Annotated in this window: 17 protein-coding genes; 10 read left to right on the top strand and 7 right to left on the bottom strand. The window is 63.6% G+C overall.

All coding sequences use genetic code 11. From position 1 onward, the window contains the following. Nucleotides 1–33 precede the first annotated feature (33 nt). Nucleotides 34–171: a hypothetical protein gene (locus NLM25_RS04425; RefSeq protein WP_254136190.1), complete on the top strand. Its 138-nt coding sequence runs from the start codon at nucleotides 34–36 to the stop codon at nucleotides 169–171. Nucleotides 172–198: 27 nt separating this feature from the next. Beyond that, a complete protein-coding gene (locus NLM25_RS04420; RefSeq protein WP_254136189.1) occupies nucleotides 199–1,014 on the top strand; it encodes an acyl-CoA thioesterase II in 816 nt (271 codons plus the stop codon). Nucleotides 1,015–1,255: 241 nt separating this feature from the next. On the opposite strand, the gene NLM25_RS04415 is transcribed toward NLM25_RS04420, so the two are convergent. From NLM25_RS04415 to NLM25_RS04405, 3 genes are all read right to left on the bottom strand, one after another. Further along, the gene (locus NLM25_RS04415) at nucleotides 1,256–2,872 is read right to left on the bottom strand and encodes a phosphoenolpyruvate carboxykinase (protein ID WP_254115366.1); all 1,617 of its coding nucleotides are present in this window, start codon (nucleotides 2,870–2,872) and stop codon (nucleotides 1,256–1,258) included. Between the two features lie 284 nt (nucleotides 2,873–3,156). Continuing rightward, a complete protein-coding gene (locus NLM25_RS04410) occupies nucleotides 3,157–5,745 on the bottom strand; it encodes a CHAT domain-containing tetratricopeptide repeat protein (protein ID WP_254136188.1) in 2,589 nt (862 codons plus the stop codon). Between the two features lie 78 nt (nucleotides 5,746–5,823). After that, nucleotides 5,824–6,558, bottom strand: a complete 735-nt coding sequence (locus tag NLM25_RS04405) for a HugZ family protein (RefSeq protein ID WP_254136187.1) — start codon at nucleotides 6,556–6,558, stop codon at nucleotides 5,824–5,826. Nucleotides 6,559–6,799: 241 nt separating this feature from the next. Between NLM25_RS04405 and NLM25_RS04400 the strand changes: the two genes are divergently transcribed. From NLM25_RS04400 to NLM25_RS04380, 5 genes are all read left to right on the top strand, one after another. Further along, nucleotides 6,800–7,501 carry a response regulator transcription factor gene (locus NLM25_RS04400; RefSeq protein ID WP_008542552.1) on the top strand — a complete coding sequence of 234 codons (702 nt, stop codon included), beginning with the start codon at nucleotides 6,800–6,802 and terminating at the stop codon, nucleotides 7,499–7,501. A 116-nt stretch (nucleotides 7,502–7,617) separates the two neighbouring features. Further along, nucleotides 7,618–9,420: a sensor histidine kinase gene (locus NLM25_RS04395; protein ID WP_254136186.1), complete on the top strand. Its 1,803-nt coding sequence runs from the start codon at nucleotides 7,618–7,620 to the stop codon at nucleotides 9,418–9,420. Beyond that, complete coding sequence (locus tag NLM25_RS04390; protein ID WP_254136185.1) at nucleotides 9,417–9,941, top strand: HPr kinase/phosphorylase; 525 nt, start codon at nucleotides 9,417–9,419, stop codon at nucleotides 9,939–9,941. Before NLM25_RS04395 ends, NLM25_RS04390 begins: the two co-directional genes overlap by 4 nt. A gap of 133 nt (nucleotides 9,942–10,074) precedes the next feature. Then, nucleotides 10,075–10,476 carry a PTS sugar transporter subunit IIA gene (locus NLM25_RS04385; protein ID WP_007597752.1) on the top strand — a complete coding sequence of 134 codons (402 nt, stop codon included), beginning with the start codon at nucleotides 10,075–10,077 and terminating at the stop codon, nucleotides 10,474–10,476. Beyond that, the gene (locus NLM25_RS04380) at nucleotides 10,473–10,790 is read left to right on the top strand and encodes an HPr family phosphocarrier protein (protein ID WP_254115359.1); all 318 of its coding nucleotides are present in this window, start codon (nucleotides 10,473–10,475) and stop codon (nucleotides 10,788–10,790) included. Before NLM25_RS04385 ends, NLM25_RS04380 begins: the two co-directional genes overlap by 4 nt. A 118-nt stretch (nucleotides 10,791–10,908) precedes the next feature. Here the strand turns inward: NLM25_RS04380 and NLM25_RS04375 are convergent, their stop codons facing one another. Further along, nucleotides 10,909–12,534: a glycosyltransferase family 39 protein gene (locus NLM25_RS04375; RefSeq protein ID WP_254136184.1), complete on the bottom strand. Its 1,626-nt coding sequence runs from the start codon at nucleotides 12,532–12,534 to the stop codon at nucleotides 10,909–10,911. Nucleotides 12,535–12,647: 113 nt separating this feature from the next. On the opposite strand from NLM25_RS04375, the gene lepA reads away from it, so the two are divergent. From lepA to NLM25_RS04360, 3 genes are all read left to right on the top strand, one after another. Further along, nucleotides 12,648–14,459, top strand: coding sequence for a translation elongation factor 4 (lepA, locus tag NLM25_RS04370; RefSeq protein WP_254115357.1), 1,812 nt, complete (start codon nucleotides 12,648–12,650; stop codon nucleotides 14,457–14,459). Between the two features lie 694 nt (nucleotides 14,460–15,153). Then, nucleotides 15,154–16,089, top strand: a complete 936-nt coding sequence (locus NLM25_RS04365) for an alpha/beta fold hydrolase (protein WP_254136183.1) — start codon at nucleotides 15,154–15,156, stop codon at nucleotides 16,087–16,089. A gap of 240 nt (nucleotides 16,090–16,329) precedes the next feature. Next, entirely contained in the window at nucleotides 16,330–17,700 is a 1,371-nt protein-coding gene (locus NLM25_RS04360) for a (Fe-S)-binding protein (RefSeq protein WP_254136182.1), read from the top strand. A 226-nt stretch (nucleotides 17,701–17,926) separates the two neighbouring features. On the opposite strand, the gene NLM25_RS04355 is transcribed toward NLM25_RS04360, so the two are convergent. The 3 genes from NLM25_RS04355 to NLM25_RS04345 form a co-directional block, all read right to left on the bottom strand. Beyond that, complete coding sequence (locus tag NLM25_RS04355; RefSeq protein ID WP_254115354.1) at nucleotides 17,927–18,331, bottom strand: SRPBCC family protein; 405 nt, start codon at nucleotides 18,329–18,331, stop codon at nucleotides 17,927–17,929. A gap of 437 nt (nucleotides 18,332–18,768) precedes the next feature. Next, nucleotides 18,769–19,785, bottom strand: coding sequence for a methyltransferase (locus NLM25_RS04350; protein WP_254136181.1), 1,017 nt, complete (start codon nucleotides 19,783–19,785; stop codon nucleotides 18,769–18,771). A 24-nt stretch (nucleotides 19,786–19,809) separates the two neighbouring features. Continuing rightward, nucleotides 19,810–20,784, bottom strand: coding sequence for a tripartite tricarboxylate transporter substrate binding protein (locus tag NLM25_RS04345; protein ID WP_254136180.1), 975 nt, complete (start codon nucleotides 20,782–20,784; stop codon nucleotides 19,810–19,812). Nucleotide 20,785 lies beyond the last annotated feature (1 nt).

Here is a 20,785-nt window from a genome sequence, read left to right as displayed (position 1 = left end):
GAGGTCATTGCATCTCGCAAGGGGGATGATGATATGACTGTCATCATCCCCAAGGGCGGCGTCAGTGATACCGACGCCGTAGCCTCAAACACCGTCATTGCGAGCGCAGCGAAGCAATCCAGAATCTCATCCGCGGAGACAGTCTGGATTGCTTCGCTGCGCTCGCAATGACGACGGGGTCGGCATCGAGGACCAACAATGCACGCCAAGCTTCCGCATCCGTTCGACGACGCCACGCGCATCAGCGCCGGTGACAGCAGTTGGCAGGGGCACACCAGCGACGACTACTGGGCCTTTGTCGGTCCGTTCGGCGGCGCCACGGCCGCGACCATGCTGCGCGCCCTGATCGACCATCCGCAACGCGCAGGCGATCCGCTGGCGCTGACTGTCAATTATTGCGCGCCGATCGCGAAGGGGCCGTTCGACCTGGACGTGCGGCTGGTGAAGGCCAATCGCTCCAGCCAGCATTGGAGCGTCGAACTGTCGCAGGGCGGCGGCGAGGTCGCAACGCTTGCCACCGCCGTGTTCGCCGAGCGCCGCCCCTCCTGGGAGCACAGGGTAGCCAAGGTCCCTGACGCGAAGCCGTTCGAACAGACGCTGCCGTTCCCGAAGATCGCGGCGTCCTGGGCCAACCAATATGAATTCCGCTTCGTCGAGGGCGAGATGCGGATCGGCCCGCCGCAAGCCGAGCTCGCCAGCACCTATTCGAAAATCTGGATCAGCGACCGCACGCCGCGCAAGCTCGACATGTTGTCGCTGATGTCGATGTCGGACGCTTTCTTCGGCCGCATCTTCCACGCCAGGCGCGAGCTGGTGCCGTTCGGCACGGTGTCGCTGACCACCTACTTCCACACCGACAGCGAAGAGCTCGCGGCCGAAGACATCACCCGCGTGCTGGCGACGGCCGATTCGAAGATCATGCACAGGAGCTACGCCGACCAGAACGGCGAGCTGTGGTCGCCGAACGGAAGGCTGCTCGCGACGACCACGCAGATCGCGTACTTCAAGGCGTGAGGTCTCGCTCCAGCGTCGTCCCCGCGAACGCGGGGACCCATACCGCGTGATCTATCGATGGCGTGCGGCGCACGTACCAGCAAAGAAATAGTCGCTGCGAGTCTTCGCCAAACCACTTCCTGTGGCTATGGGTCCCCGCGTTCGCGGGGACGACACTAATTGTGTGGCTCGCGCTCATGCCCCGCACAAACAAAAAGGGCGGCCTCTCGGCCGCCCTTTTGCATTTTCAACCGATGCGAACTTACTCCGCCGCGAGCTTCACGTCCGGCGCAGCCGCACGCACCTCGGCATCGACCTGGGCCTCGAACTTGGCGAAGTTCTTCTGGAACATGCCGACCAGCGCGCGGGCGGTCTTATCGAACTCGTCCTTGTCCTTCCAGGTGTTGACCGGGTTGAGGATCTCGGCCGGCACGCCCGGCAGCGCGGTCGGGACCGCGAAGCCGAAATATTTGTCGGTGCGGAATTCGACGTTGCGGAGCGAGCCGTCGAGCGCGGCGGTGAGCAGCGCGCGCGTCACCTTGATCGGCATGCGCGAGCCCGTGCCGTACTTGCCGCCGGTCCAGCCGGTGTTGACCAGCCAGCAGTCGACATTGTGCTGGGCGATGAGGTCACGCAGCATGTTGCCGTAGACGCTGGGGTCGAGCGGCAGGAAGGGCGAGCCGAAGCAGGTGGAGAATTCCGGCTGCGGCTCGTTGCCGAGACCGCGCTCGGTGCCCGCGACCTTGGCGGTGTAGCCGGACAGGAAGTGGTACATCGCCTGCGCCGGCGAGAGTTTCGCGATCGGCGGCAGCACGCCGAAGGCGTCGGCGGCGAGCATCACCACGTTCTTCGGCTGCGGCGCGCGGCCGGTGCGCGAGGCGTTCGGGATGAAGTCGAGCGGGTACGCAGAGCGCGTATTCTCGGTCTTGGAGCCGTCGTCGAAATCGACGATGCGGGTGTCCTCGTCGAGCACGCAGTTCTCGAGCACCGCGCCGAAGCGCGTCGAGGCCGCGTAGATCTCGGGCTCGGCTTCCTGCGAGAGCTTGATGCATTTGGCGTAGCAGCCGCCCTCGAAGTTGAAGACGCCGTTCGGGCCCCAGCCATGCTCGTCGTCACCGATCAGCGTGCGGTTCGGATCGGCCGACAGCGTGGTCTTGCCGGTGCCGGACAGGCCGAAGAAGATCGCGGTGTCGCCGTTGGCGCCGACATTGGCCGAGCAGTGCATCGGCATCACGCCGCGCTCGGGCAGATAGTAGTTCAGCGTGGTGAAGACCGACTTCTTCATCTCGCCGGCATAATAAGACCCGCCGATCAGGACGATCTTGCGGGCGAAATCGATCGCGACGACGTTCTCCGACTTGCAGCCGTGGCGTTTGGGATCCGCGCGGAAGCTCGGCATGTCGATGATGGTGAGCTCGGGCGTGAAGCTCGAGAGCTCGACCGCCTCGGGACGGATCAGCAGCGTGCGGATGAACAGCGAGTGCCAGGCGAGCTCGGTGAAGACGCGGGTCTTGATCCGGTAGGCCGGATCCGCACCGCCATAGAGGTCCTGCGCGAACAGCGACTTGCCTTCAGCGTGCTTGAGGAAGTCCTGGTAGAGCGTCTCGAACTGCTCTGCGGTGATCGACTGGTTGCCCGCCCACCACATCTTCTTGTCGGTGGTGGCATCACGCACCGTGAACTTGTCCTTCGGGCTGCGGCCGGTGAACTCACCGGTGTCGGCGCAAAGCGAACCGTCGGCAGACAGCACTGCCTCGCCCGCGGAGAGCGAGTATTGATAGAGTTGCGGCGCGCCGAGGTTCCAGTGAACCTGTTTGAGATTCTTTAAGCCGAATTTATCGGCGCCGAAGGCACCGTTGCGCACGCCCGTCTCTTGCACGAAAAAATCCTCCTAGAACCCGCGACACTCAGCGCGACCAAGCTTTGGCGCCATCGCAGTCACCGTGAATTACAGGCCGTCCGGCCTCGGTTGGACGACGTAATAATGGTGAACGCTGGCGTTGCCAAGCCGATCCCGCAGGATTTGGTTTATTCAAGGACCGCGCCAAACGTCGCGCATGTCAGCTCTGAGCGGGCGCATCAAAAAATTACGAATGGTCGCGCAACCAAATGCACAATTCGGCGTTTCCCAAGGTTATTGCGACGCACAATCTCCCGGGCGGCCTATCGTACCTCTCCTTCGCCGATCAGCGCGAACGGCCCCCACATCGCAGGGTAGGCGTTGCGCGGTGACGAGGTGTCATCAACATACGTTAACATCGCGCGGCGCAAGGCTTCGGCACGGCCGATTTTTGGTTCGTTTTTGAGCAGCTCGAAAGTCGACGTGGTCAAGCGGGTGGCAGCCTCCGAATCCACGGCCCAATGCGAGACCAGCAGCGCACGGGCACCCGCGTAGAAGAACGAGCGCGCCAGCCCGGACAGAGCCTCGGCACCGGGCTTGTCGCCGGCGATGGTGTTGCAGGCCGACAGCACGACCCAATCCGCGTTGAGCTTGAGCTGAGCGACTTCGCTCGCCGTGAGCAAGCCGTCATCCAGCTCCGTCGGCTGGTCGGGAATGGAGAGGGCCAGCGAGGGCTCGCCCAATCCCTTGACGTCGCCGGCGACGAGACCGTGGGTGGCAAAGTAGATGATGCTGTATTGAGCAAGCGCTGCACGCTTCAGCGTCGTTTCACTGGCATCGCGGCCGAGATGGATGTCGGCCTCGGTCGCGCCGACATCCTTTGCCACGGCGTTCAACTCGTCCGCGGTATCCGGCAGTTGCGGCAGCGCCTGCGCAAGCCGCGCGCGATCGACGCCGGCACCGCGCCAGAAATCACTATAGGCGATGGTTGCGATGTTGCGTGCAGCGACCTTGCTGCTTGCAGCGCGACGATCGGCCGGCCCTTCCAGGGCAGGATTGAACACGGGATCGCCAAAGCCGGTCATCGGCTTCACGCCTTGATCCCGACGTGCGAAGGCACGCAGCGATTTCAGGCTCACCACCGAGGGCAGCACCGACACCGCCTGACGCCGCAACAGCCAGGCGGCGCCGCGATAGCCTTCGAGCGTATCCGGGATCGCAGCTTGCGGCGTCTCCGTGACGAGCAGATGAAACGGCAATGCCGTCAGCGCAGCCGACGGCACCACCAGCAGGTTGCGCTTGTCCTTCGTCAGCGCTTCGACCGGGCCGAGCAACGCGACATAAAGTTCGTTGGCGAGCGCGAGATCGAACAATCCTGATTTGCCGGAGGCATCGCGCGCCTTGCCGACATCGAGCCCCTTGCGGAAGGCAGTCACCTTCTGCGCCAGCGCGTCCGCGCCGAGCGGAATCTCCTTCCAGTCGACGCCCTCGCGCGTGATCGCGACGACATAGCTCTGCTTGTCGAGCACGGAATAGAGCACCATCGCTTCGTCGGGCGACAGCAGTGACTTGATGTCCTTCACGGCCAGCGGCAGGGGATTGGAGAGCGACGCGTAGTCGGGAAACTCGACCGCGAGCGTCTTCTGCAAGCCCGTGCGCTCGTTCACAATCGCGGCGATCCGCACGCGGCTGCGCTGCTCGGCCGCGACGTTGCGCTGGGCCGATTGCTTCGACACCGCGGAGACGATCGCCTTGTCGAGTGCCTCGGACTCGGCGGCAAGATCCTGGTCCCGGCGCACCAGCTCGGCGAGCCGGTCGCTGCCGGCGGCAAGGCGCACGGCCAGCTTGTTCACGGCGGATGCGGCGGAGGATTGCGTGCCGCGCTGGATCGCGGCGAGCGCCTCGTCCACCGCCCTGTCGTCGGCCAGGAGCGATTGCTGCCGCGCGGCGAACACCACCGGCAACACCACGCGCAACTGCGCGCGATCGCCCCGAAGCGTCCTTTCCGCGAGCGGCCATGCGTCCGCGGTGCGCCCGGACACGTAGAGGAAATAAGCGAGATTGCTGGTGGAGGTCGCGACATCGGGATGATCGGGACCGAGCGCACGTTCGCGGATCGACAGCGCACGGCGATAGAGCGGCTCGGCATCGGCATAGCGCTTCTGATGCTCGTACAGACCGGCGAGATTGTTCAGCGAGCGCGCGACGTCGGGATGATCCGTTCCCAGCACCTTTTCGCGGATCGCGAGCGAGCGCTTGATCGGCGCCTCGGCATCCGCATCGCGGTTGAGGTCGCGATAGACCTGGCCGAGATTGTTCAGGAGCGTCGCGACCGCCGGGTGCTCGGGGCCGCCCACCTTCTGATAGATCGCGAGCGCCCGCTGAAACAGCGGCTCGGCGTCCGCATAGTGCTGCTGCTTCGCATAGAGCGTGCCGAGATTGTTGAGGGACTGACCGATATCGGGATGCTCGCGCGACAGCGCCTTCTCGCGAACGGCGAGAGCGCGCCTGAACAGCGGCTCGGCCTCGGCATAACGGCTCTGCCGCTGGTAGAGCGCGGCGAGATTGGTCAGTACGGCTCCGGTCAGCGGGGCTTCGAGACCGAGCGATCTCTCCATCAGCATGATGGAGCGCTTGTAGAGCGGCTCAGCCAGATCGTCCCGGCCCTGACCGGCATGGACCTGGCCGAGATTGTTCAGCGCGGCTGCAAGCTCGCGACCATTGTCATTCTCCAGACCCGCGACCATCGCCTGCGCGAGCGGAAGCGCGTCCGCGTACTTTCCGGCGCTGATGAGCGCGTTGATCCGCGCGCTCTCCGCGGCGAGGTTTTTCTGGGCAAGGCTGGGGCTGGCAAGCGATGCGGTGATCGCGAGCGCCAAACCCGCAACCAGCGTCAAACGACGGCGTGTCATGAACCCTCTCGCTGCCGGCATCGAACCATTACGGTCTTGGGTCGCAGCGATGGGGGGCAGCGTTCAAATGGTTGCGCGCTAGTCCACCTTCATGCGCGCTTCGCCAGCGAGGCGGACCAGCATCTTGCGCAGCGTCGTGCCGTCGGTCACGCGCTCCGGGAAGTCCAGCCGCAGCGCGGTCTGGCCATCCTGCATGTCGAGGCCTTCGGGGTCGCAGCCGGTGCAGCGCCAGTCGCCCGCCGCGGCACCGAGGAGTTTTGTTGCATAGAGCCCCATGGCGTCGCGGTGGTCGGCATTCATGTGAGCGACCGCCCCCTCCTCCGCCGCCAGCAGATCCTCGGCGCCGGTGAGGTCCGTGAGGAACTGCCCGGGCTTGAGGTCGACGATGCGGCCGAAGCCTGCGACCAGATGGGTTGCCGTGGGCTGGATTCTGAAGAAGGAGAAATCCTTAAACGAAACAAAGGCTTCGGCCGACGGATGGGCATTGAGATACCGCCGCTGGAGCAGATCCTTGTCGGAATCGGCCTGTTCCGCCCGGCCGGACAGCATGATCCGGGCGCCCTCCAGCGGATCGCCGGCCGCGCGTTCGTCCAGCATCAGGGAGACGCGGTGATCTGCCAGGATGTTCCTGGTGTGCACGGCCAGCCCCGAGATCAGCAGGATCGGCGAGCCGTCGGGGTGGCTCGCCAGGTTGACCAGGGAACAATAGGGGTCACCGCTGCCGACCATCAGCGTCGCCAGCGCCCCCTGGCGCGAGCGCCTGAGCAACGATTTGGCGAGCTTTCCGGGGTCGAAATCGGGGGTCGGTTGCATCGGCTTTCTCGGGTCAGGTGGTTGCAAGGGGGGTCTTATTTCGGGTAAACGGGGGTCAGGTTATGGGTCGAAACGCGGCGAATCTGCCGCGTTTCGTGGAACTTGGTCACACTTCAGCCCAGCTTGCATTGCTCGGTGACAAGGTTCGAACGCCAACTTCGGCACCCATGTATGCGGCGCATCAGTGGATTGCTCGCCGTTTCAAGCCACGACCCAAACGGAAAGCAGAAAGCAGAGGCTCATGCCCACAATCGCTTTGGTCGACGACGACCGCAACATTCTCACATCCGTCTCGATCGCGCTGGAAGCCGAAGGCTACCGCATCATGACTTACACCGACGGCGCCTCCGCGCTTGACGGTTTCCGCACCACCCAGCCCGATCTTGCCATCCTCGACATCAAGATGCCGCGCATGGACGGCATGGAGACGTTGCGCCGGCTGCGGCAAAAGTCGGACCTGCCGGTGATCTTCCTGACCTCCAAGGACGAAGAGATCGACGAGCTGTTCGGCCTCAAGATGGGCGCCGACGACTTCATCCGCAAACCGTTCTCGCAGCGCCTGCTGGTCGAGCGTGTCAAGGCCGTGCTGCGCCGCTCGGCGCCGAAGGACCCGACCGTTGCGCCGAAGGAGAACGACGCCAAGGCACTCGACCGCGGCCTGCTGCGCATGGATCCCGAACGGCACACCTGCACCTGGAAGAACGAGCCGGTGACGCTGACCGTCACCGAATTCCTGATCCTCCAGGCGCTGGCGACCCGGCCCGGCGTGGTGAAGAGCCGCAACGCGCTGATGGACGCCGCCTACGACGACCAGGTCTATGTCGACGACCGCACCATCGACAGCCACATCAAGCGGCTGCGCAAGAAGTTCAAGGTGGTCGACAACGAGTTCGAGATGATCGAGACGCTCTACGGCGTCGGCTACCGCTTCAAGGAAGCCTGAGGCTCACGCGCCTTCACGAAGACTGAGAACATCGGCGGTTCTGATTCCATCGGGACCGGGATGGCTCTAGGATGCGGGGACCCTTCGCACGAGATGTCCTAACGCGGGCGTAAGCATTGCTTGACCGAACGCAGCCTGACGAGAACCAGAACGCCGGGGCCATCGCGTCCGACGGCGTTCCGGAGCACGTCGTCGACGATAGTCCGGCCGCGCAGGGCTGGCGGCCGCTGTCCTGGCTGACGCGCGCCGGCCAGTATTTCTTCGCGCTTTCCTTCTCGAGCCTGACCCGCCGCATCGTCTCGCTCAACCTCGCCGGCCTCGTCGCGCTGGTCGCGAGCATTCTCTACCTCTCGCAGTTTCGCGCCGGCCTGATCGACGCGCGCGCGCAGAGCCTGCTGGTGCAGGCCGAGATCATCGCCGGTGCGATCGGCGCGTCGGCGACCGTGCAGACCAACGCGATCACCGTCGATCCCGACCGGCTGCTCGATCTGAAGCTGGGCGACAGCTATGGCGAATCCGACGATTACTCGGCGCTGAATTTCCCGATCAGCCCGGAGCGCGTCGCGCCCGTGCTGCGTACGCTGATCTCGCCGACCAAGACCCGCGCGCGGATCTTCGATCCCAATGGGACGGTGCTGCTCGACAGCCGCGACCTCGAGAACGTGCTGATCTTCCCGTTGCCGCCGCCATCGCAGAATCCTGGCGTGATCGAGCGCGGTCTGACCTCGGTGCGCCTCTGGATCAACCGCGGTGACTTGCCGCTGTATCGCGAGCTCGGGCGCGAGAATGGCAATGGCTATGCGGAAGTGAGCGACGCGCTCCAGGGCCAGAAGCGTTCGATGGTGCGGGTCAATTCGCGCGGCGAGGTGATCGTCTCGGTCGCGGTCCCCGTGCTGCGCTCGCGCGCCATCCACGGCGCCCTGATGCTGTCGACCCAGGGCGACGACATCGATCAGATGGTCACGGCCGAGCGCCTCGCCATCCTGAAGGTCGGCGGCGTCGCAGCCGCGGTCATGATCATGCTGTCGCTGCTGCTCGCCAGCACGATCGCAGGTCCGGTGCGCCGGCTCGCCGACAGCGCCGAGCGCGTCCGCCGCCGCATCAAGGCCCGCATCGAGATCCCCGACTTCACCCGACGCCGCGACGAGATCGGTCACCTCTCCGGCGCGCTGCGCGACATGACCAGCGCGCTCTACAGCCGCATCGAGGCGATCGAGATGTTCGCCGCCGATGTCGCGCATGAGCTGAAGAACCCGCTGACCTCGTTGCGCTCCGCGGTCGAGACGCTGCCGCTGGCGCGCAACGAGACCAGCCGCGCACGCCTGCTCGAGGTGATCGAGCATGACGTCAAGCGGCTCGACCGCCTCATCTCCGACATCTCCGATGCCAGCCGCCTCGACGCCGAATTGCAGCGCCAGGATGCGGTTCCGGTCGACCTGCGCCGCCTGCTGACGACGCTCGCATCCGTCGCCAATGAAACCAAGCTCGGCCATGACGTCGCGGTCGAAACGCGCTTCGAGGGCCGCGGCCCGACCGACAATTTCGCCGTGACCGGCCATGATTCACGGCTCGGGCAGGTGGTTTCCAACCTGCTCTCCAACGCGCAATCGTTCTCGGAGGCCGGCAGCAAGGTGCGCCTCACCTGCCGCCGGGTGCGCTCCGAGATCGAGATCGTGGTCGACGACGACGGCCCCGGCATCCGCGACGACGCGCTGGAGCGCATCTTCGAGCGCTTCTATACCGACCGTCCGCACCAGGGCTTTGGCCAGAACTCCGGCCTCGGCCTGTCGATCTCCAAGCAGATCGTCGACGCCCATGGTGGACGCATCTGGGCCGAGAACCGCCCGGGCCCGGCGGATGAGGACGGAGCGCCTACGGTGACCGGCGCGCACTTCGTGGTGAGGCTGCCGGCGCTATGAGCGACGGTGGCCCCAGCGTTCACGCCTCCGCAGTCAAGGTCGGCAGTCTGGCGGTGCTGATCCGCGGGCCCTCGGGCTCCGGCAAGTCGCGCCTTGCCTTCGAATTGATCATGGCGGGACGCGCCGGCGTCGTCGAAAGCGCCGTTCTGGTCGGCGATGACCGTGTCCATCTGGCGACAGTCGGCGATGAAATTGAGGTCCGCCCGAGCAGGATCCTGGCCGGCCTGATCGAGATTCGCGGCCTCGGAATCCGCCGCTGCGACTTCGTGGAGCATGCGACCGTCGGCCTCGTGGTCGATCTGGACGCCGCCGACGCGGAACGCCTGCCTGCGGCAGAATCGCTGAAAACATGCATTTCCGGTGTCGAAATACCGAGAATCCCGATCGGGCGCGGCTATTCGCCCCTCCCGCTGGTTGTTGCGGCCTTGACCACTACCAAGAGTTCATCTTCGGTTAACCCCTCAGGCGATTGTTTGAAGGGAAATGGTAACCATATGAACCCCACTATCGCGACCGAATAGACCGGCGCAGCTCCCCTCATCCATCCGTCTAGATTCAGGGAGATACGCAACATCCCCTCTTGCGCGGGGGCTCTGGATGGTCAAAGTGGCGCGTTCGTGCGGTGCACCAAAAGCGCCCGCGAGGAGTTTTCCGATGATTGGTCTAGTACTTGTGACCCACGGGCGCCTTGCCGACGAATTCAAGGCAGCGCTTGAGCATGTCATGGGCCCACAAAAGCAAATCGAAGCGATCACGATCGGTGCCGAAGATGATTCCGATCTCTGCCGAAGCGACATCATCGAGGCGGTTAACCGCGTCGATTCCGGCGACGGCGTTGCGATCCTCACCGACATGTTCGGCGGCACGCCGTCCAACCTTGCAATATCCTGCATGAGCCGGCCGAAAGTCGAAGTGCTCGCGGGCATCAACCTTCCCATGCTGGTGAAGCTTGCCAAGGTGCGCGAGGAGCGTCCGTTGCCCGACGCGATCGCGATGGCCCAGGAAGCGGGCCGCAAATACGTCACCATCGCCAGCCGCGTGCTCGCCGGCAAATGAGTGACGACGCGCCGCAAGCCGGGACAGGCGTGCCCGCGGGCGCGATCTCCAAGGATCTCCTGATCATCAACAAGCGCGGCCTGCACGCCCGCGCCTCCGCGAAATTCGTCCAGGCGGTCGAGCGCTTCGACGCGCAGGTGTGGGTGACGCGCGGCGGCGAGACCGTCGGCGGCACCTCGATCATGGGCCTGATGATGCTCGCCGCGGGTCCCGGCACGACCATCACCGTCGCCGCCGCAGGAGCCGAGGCCGACGCCGCGCTCGCGGCCATCACGGAACTCGTTGAAAGCAAGTTCAACGAGGAAGGGGTCTGAGCCACACGCTCGACGCCGTAGGGTGGGCAAAGGCGCGACGCGCCGTGCCCACCATCTCCCGACAATCACGACGGAAGTGGTGGGCACGCTTCGCTTTGCCCACCCTACGAGATCTCGCTCACTTCGCCGGCTGCGCGATGTAGATGTTCCAGCTCATTGCCGGGCCGACCTTGCCGTGGGTGAAGCGGCGCGTCGTCATCACGATACGCTCGGCATTCGGCGCGACCTCGGACACCCATTTCTCGAATGCGGGCAAACGGCCGTCGGTCGGATCGAACACGCCGATGAAACCGTATTTCCTGGCGTCATCGCGCGAGGTCAGCCCGGAATCCCAGGCTTCGAGTGGCATCAGTGCGGCCGGATGATCAGGGCTATAGAACACCAGCGGCTGGATCTGTTCCATCGTGCCGGCAACGACGGCCCAGCGCGAGGCGAAGCGGGTGTGCCAGGCCTGGGTCAATTCGCGCGCGAGCTCCGAGCGCGCGCCATAGATCGCTGCGTTACCGGCATTGGCCGCCATCTCGCGCGCGGCGATCCAGGGCGAGGCTATGAGCGTGGCGACGCTGAGCACGAGCCAGATCGCGGCGATGTTGAACAGGGTCGCGCTCTGCACCCGCAACGCCGGGATCGCGACCAGCGCCAGCGGCACCAGGAAGAACAGCGAGATGCCCCAATCGGTCTTCATGTAGATGCTGAAGGCCAGCGCACCGAGCGGCGGGCCGACCGCGACGATGATCTGGACGATCCAGACGTTCAACGCCTGCGAGACATTGACGCCCGGATTGGCGCCGCGCGCCCAGGCGCGCGTGACGATGCGTAACGGCGCACGCAAGAGCAGCGTGAACCATGGCGGCACCAGCGCCATGGCGAGCGCGGCCAGCGCTACCGGCAATGCCAGCAGCGCGACATTATGCAGGACGTAGCCGGTCACGAGCTGATGCACGAGGCCGGCGTCCTCGAGGCTGTAGGTATCGCCGGCATAGGTCAGCGGCACGAAATGCGCGTCCGCGAGCCAGACGATGTGCGGGATCATCGCCACCACCATCGTCGCGATCGCCACCCACGGCGCCGGCGACAGCAGGAATTTCATCCGCTCCGGATGGATCAGCGCGGCAAGGCCGATGGCGCCGATCATGGTCAGCACCCAGTATTTGGTCATCAGCGCCAGCGCGCCGGCGAGCCCCAACCAGACGCCGGACTGCCAGCTCCGCTTCTCGAAGGCGTTGAGATAGGCGAGCACGAGCAGCGGCAACGTGACGAGCTGGAGCAGATCCGCGTTGTACTTGAAGCCCTTGAAATTGAAGATCGGGTAGAGCGCGATCATCACCACGACCAGGAACGCGCGGCGTGCGTCCACCACGCGCAGCGCGAGCAGCCAGCAGATCACCATGCCGACGCCGATGGTGGCCATCGCCAGCGCATAGGTGGCCCAGTCCGTCGCCGGGAACGCCCTGAACCACAGGCCGGCGACCCAGCCTGACAGCGGCGGGTGCTTGCCGTAGCCCCACAGGAATTGCTGCCCCCAGCCATAGGCTTCTGCGACGTCCATGTGAACGTCCTGCGCCGCCTTGAGGTTGATCAGGATGAAGGTCCAGAGCACCGCATGCAGGATCGCGAACTGGATCACCAGCCACAATCTCGCCTCCGGCCGGGTCGCGCAGGCGACCAGCCAGGCCCGGAAGCGGTCATAACTCAAGCGGGCCTTCGCCCGCGCTCTGGCGGATGGCATCGAGGTGGTCGACATGGCCGTTGCGTAGCGCGTTTTGGGCCCGCTTGGAATCAGCTTGGCGTGAACAAAGGCCCTGAAAATACAGCAATATGGTTGCCGCACGGGGATGTGAGTGGTATCCCGCGCCCATGACGACCGCCCCCATTTCCAACATCCGCAATTTCTCCATTGTCGCCCATATCGACCATGGCAAATCGACGCTGGCCGACCGTCTGATCCAGATGACCGGCGGCCTCTCCGACCGCGAAATGGCGGGCAAGGAGCAGGTGCTCGATTCCATGGACATCGAGCGCGAGCGGGGCATCACGATCAAGGCGCAGACGGTGCGCCTCGCCTACCGCGCCAAGGACGGCAAGGACTACATCTTCAACCTGATGGACACGCCCGGCCACGTCGACTTCGCCTACGAAGTCTCGCGGTCGCTGGCGGCCTGCGAGGGTTCCCTGCTGGTGGTCGACGCCAGCCAGGGCGTTGAAGCGCAGACGCTCGCCAACGTCTACCAGGCGCTCGACAACAATCACGAGATCGTCCCGGTCCTGAACAAGGTCGACCTCCCCGCCGCCGAACCCGAGAAGATCAAGCAGCAGATCGAGGACGTCATCGGCATCGACGCCTCGGACGCGGTGATGATCTCGGCCAAGACCGGCCTCGGCGTCCCTGACGTGCTCGAAGCCATCGTCACCCGCCTGCCGCCGCCGAAAGGCGACCGCGACGCCACCTTGAAGGCGCTGCTGGTCGACAGCTGGTACGACGTCTATCTCGGCGTCGTTGTGCTGATCCGCGTCGTCGACGGCGTCATGAAGAAGGGCAGCCGCGTCCGCATGATGGGCACGGGCGCGGCCTACGACGTCGAGCGCGTCGGTTTCTTCACGCCGAAGATGCAGCAGGTCGACGAGCTCGGCCCCGGCGAGATCGGCTTCATCACCGCCGCGATCAAGGAAGTGGCCGACACCCGCGTCGGCGACACCATCACCGACGACAGGAAGCCTGTCACCGACATGCTGCCGGGCTTCAAGCCGGCGATCCCGGTGGTGTTCTGCGGCCTGTTCCCGGTCGATGCCGACGACTTCGAAACGTTGCGCGGCGCCATGGGCAAGCTGCGCCTCAACGACGCCAGCTTCTCGTTCGAGATGGAAACCTCGGCCGCGCTCGGCTTCGGCTTCCGCTGCGGCTTCCTCGGCCTGTTGCATCTGGAGATCATCCAGGAGCGGCTGTCACGCGAGTTCGATCTCAACCTGATCGCGACCGCGCCGAGCGTCATCTACAAGATGAAGCTCAACGACGGCTCCGAGATCGAGATCCACAATCCGGTCGACATGCCCGACGTCGTCAAGATCGCCGAGATCGAGGAGCCCTGGATCGAGGCGACGATCATGACGCCCGACGAATATCTCGGCAGCGTGCTGAAGCTGTGCCAGGACCGCCGCGGCTCGCAGAAGGAGCTGACCTATGTCGGCTCGCGCGCGATGGTGAAGTACGATCTGCCGCTCAACGAGGTCGTGTTCGACTTCTACGACCGCCTGAAGTCGGTCTCCAAGGGCTACGCCTCGTTCGACTATCATCTCACCGACTACAAGCCGGCTGATCTGGTCAAGATGCAGATCCTGGTCAACGCCGAGCCGGTCGATGCGCTCTCCATGCTGGTCCACCGCACCCGCGCCGAAGGCCGCGGCCGCGCCATGGTCGAGAAGATGAAGGAGCTGATCCCGCCGCACATGTTCCAGATCCCGATCCAGGCGGCGATCGGCGGCAAGGTGATCGCGCGCGAGACCGTCCGCGCCCTACGCAAGGACGTCACCGCGAAGTGCTACGGCGGCGACATCACGCGTAAGCGAAAGCTTCTGGAGAAGCAGAAGGAAGGCAAGAAGAAGATGCGGCAGTTCGGCAAGGTCGACATCCCGCAGGAAGCCTTCATAGCCGCGCTGAAGGTGGACAGCTGAGGCGAACGCTCAGGCCACTCCGGACCTGATTAGATTGGGGCCGGCCCGGCATATCGGGGGCCGACAAACAAAATTCGCGAAAACAACCCCATGCACAGTAGCCGGCTCCCTGTCGGCATTGGGGTTTTTCGATTTTACGAAATCGATTTGACCCGTCGGGCAAAACAGGGGCATGATGACATCATGGCAGCGGGTATGCAGCAGGCGTCCATCAGGACACACCATCTCGACCGCCGACCGATTGGCAACCTCTGAATTCGATATCCATGCGCCACGTCAATGACGGCTTGCGTCGGCTTCTGGCCCGTCAACCGACCTGCCAGGCGCGGCTCCTCGAAGACTGCTTCTGACCCAACTGCGACAGTAGTGCTTTCTTGTCTCACGTTGCTTTGTCCGCTTCAATCATACGGTGCTGGATATCGCCCATGCACGCCATCAGCATTGTTCGCTATCGCCGATGAAGTGATCGATGAAGCGACGAGATTTCGTTGCTGGGCTAATGATTGCGTCTGCGATGCGGCATGCTGTGGCGCGGCCGCCGGAAAAGGCGAAACGCATCACATTGGTAGCTTCCGTGACCAAGGTCAGCAATATGAGGGCTGACAAGACTTGGTCTTACCGCGCTTTTTTGAGGAGTTGAACCGGCGATAAGCAAAACCGAAGCAGACGGGTCTCACAACACCAGGAGAGTCATATGCAATCGAGCACACTCGTCCTGAAATACATCGTCCTCATATCGGTAGCAGCCATGTTCTTCGTCGCGAGTCCGTCATTCGCGCAGCAGAAAGGCGCTTCCTCACCGGACATGCAAACAAGAGAGGTGCAAATTAATGGCCTTCCACTGCATTACATTGAACTCGGGCAAGGAACTCCAGTGGTGTTGGTGCACGGCACACTGGAGGATTATCGCACGCGGGATGGACAGCTTGATGCGTTGTCGAAGGGATATCGACTAATCTCGTACAGTCGCCGGTATCACTACCCAAATGAATGGCCCAAAGATGCAACTGATTTTTCTGTCACCATCCATGCTACAGACCTGGCTGCCTTCATCAAGGCACTTAATCTACCCCCGGTTCATCTCATTGGTCATTCGTATGGGGCGTTTATTGCGTTCCTGGTCGCACGGGATCATCCGGGCGTCATTCGCAGTCTGACGCTGGGCGAACCGCCCATGATGCCGTTACTAAAGACGACACCTGAAGGAGATGCTCTTCTTGCCGCCGCTATCACGAGATCGATCGCAACGGGCGAAGCATTCAAGCAGGGGAATGACGAAGAAGGAGTGCGTCGATTTGTGAACGGCGTGTTGGGCGAGGGTTCGTACGAGAAACTCCCACCTCCCGTTCTGAAGCGCGTCATGGACAATGCCCGAGAACTAAAAGGCGAGAGCTCCTCGCGAGACCTCTTCCCGCCCACCACATGCGAGGATGTGCAGAAGTTGAAAGCGCCAACATTGCTCCTCGACGGGGAGCGCAGTCCTAAGATGTTCCGTGTCATCAACGACAGACTGGAGCACTGCTTACCAAGCGTCGAACGTGCAACGATTCCGGCGGCATCTCATCAGATGGAGGTTGAGAACGCCCAAGCCTTCAATGAGAAGGTACTTGAATTCATTGCAAAGCACTAAACTGCTGCGGTGCGCGAGTCCGGAATTGGCCCGTGTGAGACATGCCGGTACAGTCTGACGATTTCCGTTCACAGGGGTAGACCGGAAGAGAGCGGCACGCGGCCATAGTGACGCCATTGAGCTGAAGGCGACAAATCCCCATTGCGGCCTGCTCGTGTACAGATCGCCAATTGTGGGTTAGGTTGCGGCGCTGTCATGTGCGGCACGTAGCTGATCCGTCAGCAGGCCTGGGAGCTGGTCATGCAGCCAATGAACGAGGTCCCATTCGAGACGTCCCTGGCTGAATATGCCGAAGACATGCTCGACGCCTGTACGCGATGCGGGAAATGCGTCGAGGCTTGTCCGAGTGTCGAGCCGGCCGGCATCTTGGGGACAAAGTCCGAAGACATCATCGGCGGTATTCTCGAACTGGTACGTACCGGCAACGGCCCGGAAGCGTCGCGCAAATGGGCGCAGTCCTGCATGCGGAGCGGGGCTTGCATCAAGGCGTGCGCCTATGGCGTCAATCCGCGTTTCCTGCTGAGCATGGCGCGACTCGGCATCGCGAAGTCGGACAATGAGCTTGCCGAACGACGCCGGCGAGGTGTCGAGAAGTACCGCGACGGCAGTCGTGGAGTGAACGTGCTGTCGCGCATGCAACTCGATGCGGACGTGCTCGAACGACTGGGTCAGGGATCGGCGTCGGTCGCCACGCCCGTTGAGGCGCCGGATTTCGTGTTTTACACCGGCTGCAATGTGCTCAAGACGCCGCACATCGCCTTGCTTGCCCTCGATATTATGGACGCGCTCGGCATCAGTTATCAGGTGATGGGCGGACCGAGCCATTGTTGCGGCATCCTCCAACTCAAGTCTGGCGACGCGGAGATGGCCGGTCGTATGGGCTCGAGTACCATGGAAAGGCTGTCGCACTCCAACTCGGGGCAGGTGATCTCCTGGTGCCCGTCGTGCTACGTCCAGTACACGGAGACCATCCTGCCAACGGTGGAGCGACAGCACGGGTCCCGCCCGTTCGAGATGAGCCCGTTCATGCGCTTTCTCGGCGACCGGCTGGCGCAGCTACAGCCGCACCTTCAGCGCAGGGTCGAAATGCGGGTCGCGCTGCACAAGCATCCCGGCGTGGCCGGCGTCGTGGAAGCCGCCGCTGAAATCTTGACGACGGTACCTGGTATCGAACTCGTCGATCTGAACCAGCCAGCGGTGGGTTTGCAGAGCGTGGATGTCGGCGCACTTCCAAAGTTCAAGCGCGAATTGCAACTCATGGAACTTGAGGCGGCGCGCGATGTAGGTGTCGATGCACTGGTCGCTGTCTATCATTCCGATCATCGCGAGCTGTGCGCGCACGAGCGCGACTGGCCATTCCGTATCATAAATATCCTTGAAGTGGTTGGCGAAAGCATGGGCCTGCGTCGGCCCGATCGCTACAAGAAGCTCAAGATCATGCAGGACGCCGACCAGATTGTCGCCGACTGTAGCGACCTGATCGCAAAGCACTCGCTTGACCCCAGCAATGCGCGTGACGTGGTGGTGAAGGTGTTGCTTGGCGACCAGCCGCTTCCCCTGAGGGGTGGCGCGCGGCCAGAGTCGCGCGCAGGGGATGCGGCGCCATCGTAACAGCTTGACGTCACCTATTGGCCATCGCGTCGGTGAGCGCAGCGCAGCGGCCTGTCCGGAGCCCGGCGCAAACCGGAGGTCACCGGCTGAGGGGGCAACCGACGCGGCAGCCCCGAAGCCGGCTATTTCGCGACCATTCAGTTTCCGTCAGGGGCTCCGCGCGGAAAGCCGACGACGCCCCGCGGGAACGTCCATCTCCTGTCCCCGCACGGCCTCACGACTTCCCCTACTTCGCCTTCACATATTGTGCGAACTTGTCGAGGATTGCCTGCCAGCCGCCCTGCTGCTGCTCAACCGAGTGTGTGGGTTCGCTATCGAAGACAACGCGGACAACAATGCCCTCCGGACCGGGCTCGAAGTCGACTTCGGCCTTTCGATCGCCAAACGCGTACTCGATCCGCTTATGTTCAATGATCTTCGTGTAGGTACCTGCGAAGTCAAAGCCCATGCTGCCGTCCTTGGCCTCCATGCGAGACGAGAAGACACCGCCTTCGCGCAGGTCGACCGTAGCCTTTGTCGTATGCCAGTCGTCGGACGCGGCGTTCCACTCCATGATGTCAGCAGGCGTCGTATAAGCGCGCCAGACCTGATCGATGGGGGCTGCGACGGTGGTTTCAACGTTAATCCTCATGAACAATGCTCCTAGTTCGATTTCACGGCTCGAGGTGACGGCATCACTTACGTGTGCGGGGTCCATCCAAGGACGATCGAGACTGGTCCATGCCGACAAGGTCGAGCCGTCAAAGCATTGAAAACACAAAAAAGTCAAAACGTCTGTTGGCCACCCTCCAGCGACCGCGAACACATTGGGGATGAGGGGCACATTTGCTCGATGCAGCTCGTGGCAATTGAACCAGGACCAAATCCACCGACACCAAACCGGTCAGTGCCAATGCAATGACGGCCCGGGCCGATTGACGCGCCATAGGGCCCGCTCGTTGATCAGCTTGTCGTGGAGCGCCGTGCTCCTCCAGCTCATGCCCCGACCAATGGTTTGCATCCCGGCGCCCCCGCAAAATGGCTCAACCGGATCATCCTCCCCCCTTACGGGCGAGGGACGGACGGCAGTCAGTGTCCAACCTTTCGGAATTGGACCAGGCTGAACGAGCCAACACCGGTGGTCCCGACGAAGGCGAAGCCGGCCAGGACGCCAAGCCTGCGGTATTCGGCTTCCGTCCGCTCGCAGCCGCCGGGTCCCCTCAGCATATTGAGGTCGCTCATGGCGCAGGAGCGGTCCTGGGGCTCGGTCGTCGCACGCTCCGGCATGATCCGCTCGATCACGGTCAGCCTTCCGCTGGCCGGTAGCGCGTCCCGGCAGTTGCGCAGAATGACCTCGCAACGATCGTCTTTCCAATTGTGGAGGATGCTCTTCATCAGGATCGTGTCGGCGCCGCCCGGGACCTTCTCGAAGAAACTGCCGGCGACGAACCGGCAGCGATCTGCGATGCCAAGTCGATCAAAATGCGCATGCGCTCCCGCCTCGCAGCGCGCCAGGTCGAAGGCGATGCCCTCAAGATGCGGGTTTTGCTTGACCACGCCGCCGATCAATTCGCCGGTGCCGCCACCGAGATCCACGACAACGCGCGCGGTCGCGAAGTCGTGGGCCGCGACGATCTTTGGAACGATGCTCCGCGTCAGGCTGACCATCGCGGCGTTGAACCGGCGGGTGAATTCCGGCGCATTGCTCGTCGCGGCATAGCGATCATCGCCATCGCCGCGCAACTCGCCCGCGCTCTTCCCGGAGCGAACCGACTCGACGAGCCCGTTCCAGGACTGCGCGAGCATCTCGCCCTCGAAGAGCACCCAGTCCTTGAAGGATGGGTCGGCGGTCTCGTCGAGCTGCCGGCCGAGATCGGTCATGGCAAACCGGTCGCGGTCGGCCTGCCTGCACAGGCCAATTGTCGTCAGGCCGACCAGCAGCCTGCGCAGCGCATTTTCGTCGGCGGACACCAGCCGGGCGAGCTCGGCCACCGATTTCGTCCCATCGCCGATGGCCTCGGCGAGATTGAGCTTCGCCGCCGCATAAATCACCGCGGTGATGCGATGCGACTGCACGAGATCGTGCACGGATGCCGGCCCGCTCATGGTTGCCTCCTGTGGATGCCGAACTCAGTCGGTTGGGACGAACCCGGTTGCCTGCACGATCGCTTTCCACCGGTCGGATTCGGACGCGATCAGCCGGGCGAAGTCTTCCATGGCGATCGCGTCCGGCTCAACGGCCAGCTTTGCCATGCCGGCCCGGACCTCGTCGGTGCGCAATGCCGCCTGGATCGCGGCATTGAGCTTCTCGACGATTGGCGCCGGCGTCCTCGCCGGAACGAAGAACGCAAACCATGTGAGGTCCTCGAGCGACGGATATCCGGCCTCCCGCACCGTCGGCACCGCCGGAACGAACGGACAGCGACGCGGCCCGGTGGTCGCGAGCGCGCGAAGATCTCCAGATTGAACAAGTCCGAGCGAGCTGCCGATCGGCATGATCGTCGCCGCAATCACGCCCTTGACCAGATCCTGAATAGCACCGCCGCCCTGATAGGGCACGTGAAGAAAATCGAAGCCGGCACTGCGGCCCAGCGTCGTCCCGAGAAAATGCAGTGTTGTTCCGGCCCCCGGCGAGCCAAAGGTCGCGAGCTTCGGATTGGCGCGGCACCAGGCCACGAAATCTGCCAGCGTCTTGACGTCGGCCGGCACCATCGGGCCGACCGTCAGCAATGTCGGGGTCGAGGCGACGGTCGACACCGGTGTGAAATCCCGCGGCTGGTATCTCAGTGTCTTGTAGACGTGCGGAAAGAACATCATGAAGCCAAGGGGCGAGAACAACATCGCCGATCCATCGGCGTCGGCATTCTTCGCCGCCTCCACTGCGATGCGACCGCCCGCACCCGGCCGGCTCTCGACCACGATGGTTTCCGCATAGCCGCTCATCTGTCCAGCCACGAGCCGCGCCAGAGCGTCCTGGAATCCCGGCGTGAAGCCCGTCAGTATGTGCACGGTTTTTGAGAGTGGCTGTGCGAGCGCGCGCGACACGAGGCACGAGGCGGAAATCGCCACACCGGCCGCCGACAACACATCACGACGCGTGATCATC

It is taken from the genome of Bradyrhizobium sp. CCGB01, assembly GCF_024199795.1.
GTDB lineage: Bacteria > Pseudomonadota > Alphaproteobacteria > Rhizobiales > Xanthobacteraceae > Bradyrhizobium.
Note: the sequence above shows the minus strand (reverse complement) of the source record. Positions and strands in the feature narration are given on the sequence as shown.

Excerpts from the sequence above, each read along its gene's own strand:
- NLM25_RS04425 (WP_254136190.1), top strand. The coding sequence starts at position 34 with ATGACTGTCATCATCCCCAAGGGCGGCGTCAGTGATACCGACGCCGTA.
- NLM25_RS04420 (WP_254136189.1), top strand. The coding sequence starts at position 199 with ATGCACGCCAAGCTTCCGCATCCGTTCGACGACGCCACGCGCATCAGC.
- NLM25_RS04410 (WP_254136188.1), bottom strand. The coding sequence starts at position 5,745 with ATGACACGCCGTCGTTTGACGCTGGTTGCGGGTTTGGCGCTCGCGATC.
- NLM25_RS04405 (WP_254136187.1), bottom strand. The coding sequence starts at position 6,558 with ATGCAACCGACCCCCGATTTCGACCCCGGAAAGCTCGCCAAATCGTTG.
- NLM25_RS04400 (WP_008542552.1), top strand. The coding sequence starts at position 6,800 with ATGCCCACAATCGCTTTGGTCGACGACGACCGCAACATTCTCACATCC.
- NLM25_RS04390 (WP_254136185.1), top strand. The coding sequence starts at position 9,417 with ATGAGCGACGGTGGCCCCAGCGTTCACGCCTCCGCAGTCAAGGTCGGC.
- NLM25_RS04385 (WP_007597752.1), top strand. The coding sequence starts at position 10,075 with ATGATTGGTCTAGTACTTGTGACCCACGGGCGCCTTGCCGACGAATTC.
- NLM25_RS04380 (WP_254115359.1), top strand. The coding sequence starts at position 10,473 with ATGAGTGACGACGCGCCGCAAGCCGGGACAGGCGTGCCCGCGGGCGCG.
- NLM25_RS04375 (WP_254136184.1), bottom strand. The coding sequence starts at position 12,534 with ATGTCGACCACCTCGATGCCATCCGCCAGAGCGCGGGCGAAGGCCCGC.
- lepA (WP_254115357.1), top strand. The coding sequence starts at position 12,648 with ATGACGACCGCCCCCATTTCCAACATCCGCAATTTCTCCATTGTCGCC.
- NLM25_RS04365 (WP_254136183.1), top strand. The coding sequence starts at position 15,154 with ATGCAATCGAGCACACTCGTCCTGAAATACATCGTCCTCATATCGGTA.
- NLM25_RS04360 (WP_254136182.1), top strand. The coding sequence starts at position 16,330 with ATGCAGCCAATGAACGAGGTCCCATTCGAGACGTCCCTGGCTGAATAT.
- NLM25_RS04355 (WP_254115354.1), bottom strand. The coding sequence starts at position 18,331 with ATGAGGATTAACGTTGAAACCACCGTCGCAGCCCCCATCGATCAGGTC.
- NLM25_RS04350 (WP_254136181.1), bottom strand. The coding sequence starts at position 19,785 with ATGAGCGGGCCGGCATCCGTGCACGATCTCGTGCAGTCGCATCGCATC.
- NLM25_RS04345 (WP_254136180.1), bottom strand. The coding sequence starts at position 20,784 with ATGATCACGCGTCGTGATGTGTTGTCGGCGGCCGGTGTGGCGATTTCC.